Annotated in this window: 9 protein-coding genes; 1 reads left to right on the top strand and 8 read right to left on the bottom strand. The window is 28.1% G+C overall.

Going from position 1 to position 12,108, the window contains the following annotated elements:
• Positions 1 to 111: 111 nt before the first annotated feature.
• The 7 genes from LGK97_RS06675 to LGK97_RS06645 all read right to left on the bottom strand — a co-directional run bounded on the left by LGK97_RS06675 (position 112) and on the right by LGK97_RS06645 (position 7,177).
• Positions 112 to 732 (bottom strand): DUF4276 family protein, encoded by a 621-nt coding sequence (locus LGK97_RS06675; RefSeq protein WP_226258979.1) that lies wholly within the window; start codon positions 730 to 732, stop codon positions 112 to 114.
• Between the two features lie 4 nt (positions 733 to 736).
• A complete protein-coding gene (locus LGK97_RS06670) occupies positions 737 to 2,044 on the bottom strand; it encodes an AAA family ATPase (protein WP_226258978.1) in 1,308 nt (435 codons plus the stop codon).
• Between the two features lie 347 nt (positions 2,045 to 2,391).
• The gene (locus tag LGK97_RS06665) at positions 2,392 to 2,703 is read right to left on the bottom strand and encodes a helix-turn-helix domain-containing protein (RefSeq protein WP_226258977.1); all 312 of its coding nucleotides are present in this window, start codon (positions 2,701 to 2,703) and stop codon (positions 2,392 to 2,394) included.
• Positions 2,704 to 2,834: 131 nt separating this feature from the next.
• Positions 2,835 to 3,179, bottom strand: coding sequence for a type II toxin-antitoxin system RelE/ParE family toxin (locus LGK97_RS06660; protein ID WP_226258976.1), 345 nt, complete (start codon positions 3,177 to 3,179; stop codon positions 2,835 to 2,837).
• Between the two features lie 213 nt (positions 3,180 to 3,392).
• Positions 3,393 to 4,277, bottom strand: coding sequence for an Abi family protein (locus LGK97_RS06655; RefSeq protein ID WP_226258975.1), 885 nt, complete (start codon positions 4,275 to 4,277; stop codon positions 3,393 to 3,395).
• Positions 4,278 to 4,620: 343 nt separating this feature from the next.
• Complete coding sequence (locus LGK97_RS06650; protein WP_226258974.1) at positions 4,621 to 6,108, bottom strand: DNA-binding response regulator; 1,488 nt, start codon at positions 6,106 to 6,108, stop codon at positions 4,621 to 4,623.
• 397 nt (positions 6,109 to 6,505) lie between these two features.
• On the bottom strand, positions 6,506 to 7,177 hold the full coding sequence (locus tag LGK97_RS06645) for a hypothetical protein (protein ID WP_226258973.1): 672 nt from the start codon (positions 7,175 to 7,177) through the stop codon (positions 6,506 to 6,508).
• 2,709 nt (positions 7,178 to 9,886) lie between these two features.
• On the opposite strand from LGK97_RS06645, the gene LGK97_RS06640 reads away from it, so the two are divergent.
• Positions 9,887 to 10,480 (top strand): hypothetical protein, encoded by a 594-nt coding sequence (locus tag LGK97_RS06640; RefSeq protein ID WP_226258972.1) that lies wholly within the window; start codon positions 9,887 to 9,889, stop codon positions 10,478 to 10,480.
• Between the two features lie 100 nt (positions 10,481 to 10,580).
• On the opposite strand, the gene LGK97_RS06635 is transcribed toward LGK97_RS06640, so the two are convergent.
• Positions 10,581 to 11,933, bottom strand: a complete 1,353-nt coding sequence (locus LGK97_RS06635) for a hypothetical protein (RefSeq protein WP_226258971.1) — start codon at positions 11,931 to 11,933, stop codon at positions 10,581 to 10,583.
• Between the last annotated feature and the right edge of the window lie 175 nt (positions 11,934 to 12,108).

Genomic DNA, 12,108 nt, shown 5'->3' with positions numbered 1-12,108 from the left:
TAAGTTTATGCAATAAGGAAATACTGTTTTAAATAAGAAATTTTTTATTGCGTTTAATATTAAAATCAAAAGCCATCATACGGAAATATGATGGCTTTTGATTTTGTTTAGTTATTTCTCTGAAAACAGACAGTTCACCAGAGTTTTTAATTCTTCTTTCAATTCAGTATATAATAATTCGAAATTTAAATTATCAATAAATTTATGTACATTATGACCTTTTTGATATACTCTTGCATTTTTTAAAAACAAATATTTTATTTTCTTTTCACCAGTATTTCCTTGCAATTCTCTTAATTTAGGGATCTTTTTTGCTTTTAAATAAGTGCATAGGCCGGTGATATCCTTTAAAAACCAATCCTCAATACTGTCATGTGCTTTTATCTCATAAATGGCTATTACATTTTTTTGTTTTTTTAAATCATTTTTTACTTTTTTCCATTCCACAGGTGGCTTCAATTGATATGGATTTTTAAACACATCATAATCGTAAGAACAAATTATCAAAAATTTATCATCTTTTGAAACATTGCCTTTCTTCAGTATGTCATTTTGAAAAATACTTGCTGCTTTATTGTAATTAGTTACGCCTTGCAAATTTTTATAAATAACAGGTATAGATCTTTTATCTGGATATTTAGATTTTAAGTATTCTACCATCTTTTTATAAAATTCTTTATCTGTCTGTCCTTCAACAAAAATTACTAAACCCAGACCTTGAGTTTCTGACATAATACTAATCACACTCCAATAAAGAACATAGATTAGATTCTTCTTCATCCTCATAATAATTAATTAGCATTTCAAATATATAGCTTCCTGTAGAAATATTTAAATTAGCAGCTCTATTTTCTATAGTTTTTTGCTTTAACTTTTTTATCTTTCTAAATATAGCAATACCATCATCTGATGGAACACTTATATATATCTTTTTTAAATCTAAATATTGTATTAAAAATGGAGAATGACTTGTAATAATTATTCTACAATTTTGAATTACTTGGGTCAAAATCATTATCAATTGTTGAAATAATTTAGGATGGATACAGTCTTCTAATTCTTCAAAAGCAATTAAAGGTACTTTATCTTTATCAGCTAAAATTGCAGCAGTTAAGAGTATAAATATTCTCTTAGTACCATTTGATAAGTTCTCAAAGTTCATATATTGATTATTGGTATGCTCCTTTACCCTTATAGTGTAGAATTTCTCAACTATAGTAAAGGGTGCATCCTCAGGTATTTCAAACCTGTTTTCATCTGAAATATTCAAAGAATGTGACATAACTTCTACATTGGTGATATTCGGAAATAGATCAAGAAATGAATTTATTAGAAGTTCATATCTATAATTATCATCCCTTCTTAAATGATCTACAATTTCAGCAATATTATTACCTGTCCTTTTATCTAACTTATATATTGGATTTCCCTTCATCCGGATGGGAGTTATGCCAAAAGCATCTACTGTATCTAAAAATAAGTTTATTTCAAACCTTAAGTTAGTTAGCTCTTTGATTACCTCTACATAAAATAAATCATCATAATTGGTCAATTTATTAACTATTAAATTATCATCTTCAATTAGTATGTTTTTATCGCATCTTCCTGTTTCTGATGATTTGTAAAATGATTTCCCTTTATGTCTGCTTATATGAGTATTAAATTTCTGTCCTTTTACATTATCCTTGATTTTTAAAGTTTCCCCTATTATTTTGGCCCCAGTACCATTATTTTTAGGCCATTCAAATTCAAATTCATAATTTATGCATATATCTTTTTTTTCAAACTCAGTAGTATATTCTATTTCAAAAACAAAGTTTTTATCAGCTGTTTTAATATTTAAGGGGATGGCATTTACAAATTGCATCATCTCTAACTTACCATTTGGAGTTTCTTTTATAAATTTATGTGCAAAATCTATTGATTCTATAATATTTGATTTACCATAATTATTAAGTCCTACAAGTGCTATTAAATCTTGAAGTTCAATCATAGTATTGGATATATTCTTATATCCATCTATTCGAATTTTTTCAATTAACATTTTAGACCTCCTATACTTTTTGGGGTTATATAAATATGTATTACGCAATAGTTTATAACCTATTGCAAACTCTTCTTATATATTTTATACCATTCCATATAGTAATATGCAAGTTTTATTACATAATATCAAATTTAACATTTTGTTTGGGATAATATTTTATAATAGGTTATAGTTTTTAATATTTTAGTTATAATTATAATATTAAACCGAAAAACTGGAGTAGACTATGTAACATTTACAAGGATATTTCCAATTATCTAAACAAATAACAAAACAGGAGAGATGATATCTCCTCTCTCCTGTTTTGTTATTAATAAAATAATTTTAATTTATTTTACATTGTACTAACCTGAGCATAATCGTTCATCATTAATTTTATCTAATTTTATAATTAATCCTAATGCCACTACATACTTAATGAAATTATCCAATGTTGGTGAATTATCTAATTTCTCTATTCTAGATATCATTTGTTGAGTCAACCCACTCTTTTTGGAAACTTCGCTTTGAGTTAATCCTATATCTTTTCTAAATTCAACTAACCGTTTAATTAATTCATACTGTGCATCCGCTTCTTTAATATGAGCGTCTAACTCACTGTTATTGTCTATGGCCTTTTGTATTTCATCATTTGGATTAACTTTATGAAATCCCATTTAGAACACCTCCTTATAATTTTTTTTGAAACATGCCTGATGTTTATTTTGTTTATTACTACATGAAAGATATTTTGAGTGCACTTTATACTTTTTAATAAGGGGATTGTTTTGTATAAGGAGGGGCATCCTTATACAAAACTTTTATTTAAATCTTCACCAAGTTTTTTTGCTCTTTTTATCGCCTTACTTAGTTCAAACTGTTCTGCTTTTCCCTTTTGCTTTTTACAAGCATGAAGGATATACATACTGTTTTCATCAGCAATTACATACATTAACCTATTTTGACTAAACTTAATCTCCCATAGTTTATTTTTTAATTGCCTTGTATTTAAAATCTCTAACGCCCCGTGTCCATCTCTTTCTATTTTAGCGATTATATTTAATGCAACAGCTTGACCTTCCATAGGTAAGTTATTGATATAATCGTAAATCAGATCTTTATCCCCTTTTGTGGTATAAGTATAAACGTCCATCGTACCTTCCTTTCTTTATATTATTATCTTATTAATATAATGATATACATCAAATTTAGTGTATATCATTACATTAAAATATTACATCAAATATGATGTAATGTCAATTTTAAATTTAAAACCATATAAAAATATAAAAAGTCTTCAACCCATTTAAAACCTTTTAAGGATTGAAGACTTTTCATGCTAAATACCATTTGTTTTATAAGTAGTTCATTTATGTACTGTGTTATTAACTAATATTTCATACCAATTAATTGGAAATCCTATTAAACTTAAATTTATTATTTCGTATTGATCTATCAATGCTTTTAAATTTATCAAAAAACTATCCCATTCATTTTTATTCTGTATACTATGTTTTATGACTAAAATGAACGCAAATATTCTTTCATTATCTATTTGATATTCCTCATACTTCTTAGGAATTACGGGTTTAATATTAAATCTTTTATTATAAACTCTATTATAATGAGCACATACATTTCTAATATGAGATAATGACTTTAGCCAACTTGTAAGTAATGAATAATGTATATCGCCACACATTAAACCTATTGCTTTTTTATCCTCAATTTTTAAATTATTAAAAAACATTGAGAGTGTGCCAAAGGTAGTAATCTCCATTACTACCCAAACCGGGACCTGTCCATTATATTTAGTCTTGTGATGTATTACAAATAGATCTTCTCTATTTCTATCAATTTCACTTTCTATTGTACTAACATATTTCTCATGAAAATGGGCTTTAATAAAATTATTATAATCTAAGTGACCTAGAGCTCCATATTTATGCGCTATATGATATGCAATATGTGTCCTAAATTCAATTTCTATACTTTCTAATACCCCAACCAACAAATTTCTAAATTTTTTATCAAAGCAATAAGTATTATATATATTTTCTATTGTAGTATCATTAAAAAACATATCTTCTGACTTAAATGTTAACATATAAGCACTTAGCCTATAATAATTAACTCTACTTAATATATCAATTGCACTATTTTCATCATTAATAATGAGATTTCTACTTCTTAATATCTTTATCTGCTCTTCAAAAGTTGTAGGGGTCTTGCTATAAATTATATTATTCATTATATCACCCACAAATAAAATGTCCCACCTGGTGCGCATTGTAAAGAGGCGTGGTGGGTTCTATTAATATTAGTATACGCAAAAAATAAAGAAATTACACCCTTATGTTTGGTTAAATTCATTCATATCTGTTCATATAATGAATTTAACTCCCAAATTCTATTATTATCATACTTTTTAGTTTATATTTTTAAATTGTTAATATCAATTCTATACTGTTAGCAATTCACCTTATAATAAGTATCAGTGTTATTTTTGTACCAACCATATGTATATAACCAAAAAGACCCTGAGAGGATCCCACAGAAAAAATAAAAAAGGGAGCCAGGTTACACCCATAATTTTATAGGACGTTTCGTGATACCAAACTATTTTGAAAATCTTCCTTTATTTCCTTGTAATATCTCTTAACTGTAGAAATCCCTATATTTAGCATTCTAGCAATTTCATTTTGACTTAATCCTTTATCTTTAAGTTCTTTTACTTCTCTTATATTCTCTAACTTTTCTAGTTGTCTTTTAGTTAGCCCCTCCTCATCTCTTCTTTTAACCTTATGACTATTATTATTTCTTCTCTTAATCTCATTCTTATTAATAATAGTCTTAAGATGCCTCATTTCTTCTTCAAGAATATTTAAAAGGCCTATAAGTGTTGTATTTTTATAGTTATAACCCTTATATTTATATCCAGACCTGTTTTTCTTTTTATCATAGCCCTGTCCAATTTCAATTTTTAATTGCTCTACAACATCTTCTTTTTCTTTATTCTCGAATACATTCTCCATCCACGCCTTATATGCTTTTTCTGCCTGGTTAGTTTGGCTTCTAACCTCACTTTCAGGTAATGAGCATATAAATCCCTTATTAAACTCTAAAGTGTCCTCTAAAGCCTTATTAAGGTCACTACTAAAGCAACATGCCCAGTATCTATATAAAAAACACATTAGCTCTCTTTGGCCTTTTTCTACTAAGTTTCCTTTTTCATCCCTGCAGTATCCTTTTCTAAAGGTCTGAAGCTCTACAAGATCCATTAGCCTTGCGTGGTGAAGACTATAAAGATTATATAATTTTACAACCTTTGATTTTTTTCCAGGTTTCTTTACACCTGGATTTTTGACATAACCATTTAGCTCGGGAAGATAATTCTCTTGAATATCACGAAGATCATATCTTTCTTCATTAAAAACTAATATTTTAGCTGCTTGTCCATTCTTTTGATTAATAGTTCCTGAGAGCCTGGATACTCTAGCTGCATCAATTGATTTAGCATCAGCGCCTATTTCTTTTAATCTCTGCAAAAAGAATTTCTGCGTTGCGTTCCAAAGAGAAAGTGCCATATGCGGCACCGGATTTATAAGCCAATAAATAACCATTCCTTGCCCTGAGATAACTATAAAACTAGGTGGTGGAACAGATCTTTTAAAATAATCTTTCTCAAGTAGCCATATAATCTGATCTGCTGTTAAACCTTTATACTCTTCAAGTGTGTAATAGTCTAAATCTATAAATAGTGAATTTAATTTTCTTATATTTTCTATTCGCCTCGTAGGCTTATAAAAAGAATTGGGACTTAAATATATATTTGCATTGTCTATGCTTATAACCTTGTCTATGTTTTCTTTAAGCTCGTCCACTTTGTAGTGATGCTGCCTCCAGGTATTATCTTTTTTAAGGGCTATAGTTATATATCCATCATCATTTTCATGTAAAAGATCTATTTGCATTTGTGCCTGCGATACTTGCGCAATATCAATCACGGCTTCTACTGGCACTATAGTTAAATTTCTTATGATCTCGCTTAGATCATCAATCTGTCTTTTTTCTGCCAGCATAAAAAAGCCCTCCTGTTTTTTATTAACCCAAATAAAGAGTGCTGCATTATACCTATTAAATACTTTATTTAATCTACACGCATATTGACTATTATCAATAACTATATTAAACTAAATATAATATTTAAAAGATATAATTCTCTTATTTGTAGAAGAAATTCTCCTATTTGGGGAATATATCCGGTTTTATGAAACTCTTGAATGAAGTCTTCCAAACTTTGTACATTCAAGAGTTGTTTTATTTTTTGGATATATATAAAACCTGATTATTTTTTATATGTAAATATTTGTAATTTTATTTTGTTTATTGTAATTTTATCTGTTTTAATATTACTATGTATTGCCTAATATTTCAAGTTTTTATAATATCTAGCCATGTTTTTTATTTCTTATGAAATTATCTTTTGTATTTATTTACAAATTCTACTAAAGCAAGTGCTATAAGATCCTTCTGTGTTTCTTTTCTACTCTTACAGAATTCAACGAATTCATCAAGTGCAGCTTTATAAGTTTTAATACTTCTGCTTATAACTTCACCTTTAAGCATGGAATTATTAAGATCTACTTCTGGAACTTCTATTATATTTTCATCAGCTTTCTGAGTCCTATACCATTTAATCATATCTTCAATTTCAGGATACTCCATTTTTATAGTAGCTTTAACTGCATCTACTACTTCTGTTTTAAGTACCATTGTAGTGTTATTGCTATGCTCTTCAACCGGTGTTACTTTAGTGCTACTTTGTAGTTTATCAATAAATGTTTCTTGATAATTAATTGGTAACAGTTGCTCAACATCTTTATTTTTAATAAGTGTTATCTGATCTTTTTCCTCTTTTATTTCAATAATATCATATAAGAAAGTAGACTTATTATATCCTATACCTGTACCCTTAGTTGTTTCTATATAATCTTTTCTATTTATATCAAACCTATCTTTTATAAATTTATCTGTTGAAACTTTCTCTTCTTTACCCCTGCTTTTATTGGCTATAATATTTTTATTAAGAGCCTTTGCTATTTCTATTAATTTTTCAATAGGTAAATCTAATTTTTTGGATTTGCTCACAGTCCTACCCCTCCCTATATGTAACACCTTATAAACACTTTATAATTACTCACAATGATATCATAAAATTTAGAATTAAAACATTATGTATTCTTATTATATTTTTTAAATTTGAAATTTAATTTTTTATAGTATTTTATTAGTGTTACTTAGGTGTTGTTTTGTAGTTGCTAAATTAATACTATTAAATAGTGTTTATTTATAGTTACTCATCAACACCTCATAAACCCTGTGTTTATAGAGTATACTGCTTCGTGTTAGTTTGTTAGCCATTGCCCGAAGCGTAGTGAAGGGCGCGGTTATTAATTATAAAATTTATACTTGCCGTTGATAAAAATAACTAAACTTCCCTTATTATAAAAAAGTATTGATCTATCTTCATATGAAATATCATAAACATTTACTTGTCCGACCCGATAGGCGAGGGCGCTAGAGAAGATTCAAATTCAATAAAATATAAAACTTAATACATATATGAAACTTACGCATTACAAAAGACTCCAGAGCCCCACCCCGATATGGAATGTCGAAAACTTTAGCTTAACTGATCGTTTCAATGTCAGTTAAGCTTATGGTTTGCGACGTTCCACAGGCCCCGTGAGGAATGACCCTACCAACTAACATTTGTAGAATGTGCAGCATATATGAAATGCTACGTACGTATATTTTAAGACCCAGCCACCTTGTGCAAGTTGTAGGTTCATCACAACTTGTTCAAGGTGGACTAGCCCTGGGCTTGTCCACCGGCGATGTGCGTTTTTAGATTCGACTATTTGCTTAAACTATATATGCGTACTTAGACCTCCCGAGGACCCCAGCGTCCTCCCCTAGCAAGACCACTTATGGTAAAAACCTACGACTATGCACATAATAAAGCTCGAGTTTTCATTAAAATAGCGAATCTAAAACTAAATCATTAGTCAAAACCTAAGAGCAGCTATTTTATGAGAAAACCGTTAGCTGCTGCATGAAACTTAAACACTCAAAACAACTACTACACTGTCTTTATTTCCCAAACAATAAAAACCGGTTATCCTATGGAAAATCAGTATACTAGAAGTAATCCCAAAGTAAATTCTTCATTATTAAAAACTAAATCTAAACTTACTTTAACAACATTTTGGAAGCTTCAAGTCTGCCATCTTCTATAAGTGGAAGTTGCCCAGCCTAGAATAATTACTTTGGTAGCAGTCTAAATCTGCTTCCAAAGTTGTTAATATTGCAGCATCGCAGGTGATGATTTAATATATTATCTAATAAAAATGCCAGATTAAATATTTATAAGTAACTACTTAACTTTAAAATATAACTAATACCACAGTACCTGCAAACATGTTGATTTCTTTAATATTGATAAAGGAAAGAAGAAAACAAGTGCTGCTGCATTGCAGTAGCACTTGTTACCCCTGGGGGAAGGGGGAGTTATTTTTTTGCTTTGGACAAGTTTACTGACTGCTGATGAGATTAAATAGAAAGATATATGTGCTGTACCTAAATAGATTACTTTACCTTTGAGCAGTGAGTAAGATTGTCCAAATCTTCCTTTTGAACCAGGAGCAGTGAAAGAGCTTGTATCACATTTGAAATTCGTATGAAGAATGAGGGATGAAGGATGAAGGAGAATTTCAAATGTGGACATGCCTTTGACTGCGACTCCTTGTGAGGAATACCCGGAAAAAGACCCCAGAGAATTTCCCTGACGCCATTGAGGGTTGGGTGATTTATTTACTTTAGACTAGTTTACTGACTGCTGAGGAGACTTAATAGAAAAGGTGATGTTACGGTATCTTAATAGATTATTTGACTTGTAAACAGTGAGTAAGGTTGTCTAAAGTTTCTTTTTCATTTACTAAAATTAGATAATTTTAAAAAACTTATACCATTAGCAATATGTATTATATTTTTTTATACTAATTGTTCCAATAGGGGTCTCGCCAACATAAGTCTGAATCACACTAGTAGGAACCTTAAAACATCTACATAAAGGTATATGTACTTTATACTTTACAAACGCAATTTCATAGGGTTTTTAACTCTACGTAAAGTCCTACCTTTGCGTAGAGTTATTTGGTTTAAGATTAAAACAAATATATATTAGAATTGTAGAAGTGTTGATATTGCTTGATTTAAAGTTGTTTTTATTGCTGTTGGTGTTATTCAGAGAAATGTTGGCTAGACCCCATATAGGTTGGTAAATTGAAATGTTGGATCATTTACATTTAATGGTTTTGTTAGGTTGATGGCTATGGGGTCTTTGCGAGGGCGCTAGCCTGAGCCTGCTTCCACAACTTCATAGGGGATAACTAGAGATATATCCTTGCTAATAACATTTAGATAAACTTAAGCTGGTAGTATTACTATAGTAATTATTAAATGTACCAGTTTAGTTAATTTCAATATAGAAAAGATTTGTCATATAAAACATAACTATAATGATTTTAAATAAGTTATATATCACTTATTTATTTGTTTCTTTTTTCTTTATTTAATTATTATTAATAACATGTTATTATATAGATAATAAACTTACATTATTTGCTTGCTTAACTATTTAATTTAGCAAAAGTTATTTTAGGAAAATTAACTTTTAGATAAGTACTAATTAAAGATACTATAATTGTTATTATCCTTTTTATGAATCAATGCGAATAGATCCAGAGTTAAACTAATTTTCCCTAAATAAATTTAGAATGGAGGTTTTATTAAAGTATGAAAATTAAGTTTTCAAAGAAAAATATAGTACTATATATTCTTATTTTATCTACAATTTTAAATTTTTTATTATTTAACAATTATATTTCAAATAAAAAGTATTTAAATGCTTTTGTTAAAAATGAGCTAGGTCTGAATACTGTATATCTTGATCAGGCTACAAACTTATTAAAAATTAAAAGACTAGATTATGAAAATTTATCCCAAAACTATTATCATTGCTTTGAAATATCAATATATCTAAACAATATAATTAACTCTTATAGTAAAGTTTCGAAGACTATGATTAGTAATGATGAAGCTAGATTATATTTTGACAAAATAAAAACAATTCTAGATATTTATGCTCGTGAAATAAAAGGAGTTGGAGTTACAACTCAAACTGGTGATGGATATGTAAGTAAAGAAGATTTTGAACAATTAACAAAAGAATTAATGGAATTCTCTGAAGTATTAAAAGTTCATAATGAAGATTACAAATCTAATAGGATTAATAAGGTTGATTATACTAAATTAAATAAAGAAGTTATAGCATATATTAAAACATCAAAAGTATTAAGTAACAATTCTATTTTTAAACATTTATTATAGAAAAAACAGTAGTATATATGAATATATGCTACTGTTTTCTTATTATCTAATAAGTTACTTTACATGAAATATTATATTTGGAAAAATCAAATTTCAAAGGTTACTGCTCATTAAAGGATATAGATAAATTTCTAGCATAACTTCTTGAAATACCATTAGAATTGCAATAAACATTAAATATATATTGAGAACCAATTTGGTTACCAGTGTGAACTGCACTATCAAAGTCGGTTACTGCAAAATTAGTTACGAAATGATGATCAATATCTCTCAATTCAAATTTTTGTGCGAATACATTTGAACTCAATTTTGTGAATTTGTTTGTAGACACACTATTATAATAACTTGTGAAATTTTCATCAATATCTATATTGCCGCCAGGTGTAAGTGTTAATGTAAAATTTAATGGTGTATTTGGTACTGATATACCATATGAAACATCACATGATACATCAACGAACCAAGGTTCATATGCGGAACCATCTATTTTAGAAGAAACAAATCCTTCATAATTATTACCACCTAATGCTACTTTTAATGTTGTATCTTTAGTTCTACCTATAGATAAACTACAGTCATTATAAAAGCTACCTGATCCATCAAGATATTCAGTCTTTTTTGATAAAACTTGTATTCTTGATGAGCCCCATCCAGTACTCTGAAGTGGTGTATCAAAGGTTAATTGAAATGATACATCTAGTTTTTCTCTATACTGTTTACCTGAATAAGTATAATCATTTGTATAAGTAATAATCTCCTCTTTCTGCTGAGCATAGCTTGCCATCAATGTGTTGATTTTACTTGGTTGATTTTCAATTGAATCTATATTACCAGGTACTTTTAATAATTTTGAGTGCCAAAGTATATCTTCTGTATCAGCTTTTTCTAAAGAATCTATTTTATTAAATAATTCATTACTATTAAAAAAGCTTGGGTTAATAATTTCTATAGAAGTATAATTTCTAGTTGATTTTTCAAGTAAGTATATTGTTAATATAGAATCAATAGAATTTTTAGTTTTTAGTTTTTCTTTATCAAATAAGTTTGAAGTTTTAAGTGGCTTAGAGATACTGCAATTAATTACTTCAAAATTATTATATTCATCAACCAAATCACCAATGATGATTTTATCTTCGTCTATACCTCTATTTTCAAAGTTACCTTCCAATTTAAAAGGGGTTGATTCTTTACTTTTCAAATAGTCTATTTCACCTTCTATAGTAGTGTTTGGAAACTCATAAGAAACATCTTTAATTATCATTTTAGATTCAACTACCTTATCTTTGAGTTGAGATTTATCATATTGTAGCATCGAACCCATTGCATCTAAATGCATTATAGTATCACCGTTAAAACTTAAATTACTCTTATTTGATTGTGCATGAGCTACTGTAGTAAGTGAACCTAAAGTTAACATACCACACGTTAATAATGTTAATAATTTTTTCTTCATAATAATCTCCTTTAGATGGTTAATTAACCATTTATTTTATTTCTAAATAATATATTCTACATAAAAATAAAAACTCCTTTCAAATTATAACAATCTTATATTTTATTTGTTACTTTTACATAAGGTCCTTGTAATAAATACAAAAAAATAATCATTTAAACAAAATAAACATTAA

The sequence above is a fragment of the Clostridium sp. CS001 genome (assembly GCF_020443565.1).
GTDB lineage: Bacteria > Bacillota > Clostridia > Clostridiales > Clostridiaceae > Clostridium_AD.
This window is presented reverse-complemented; position numbering and strand designations above follow the sequence as displayed.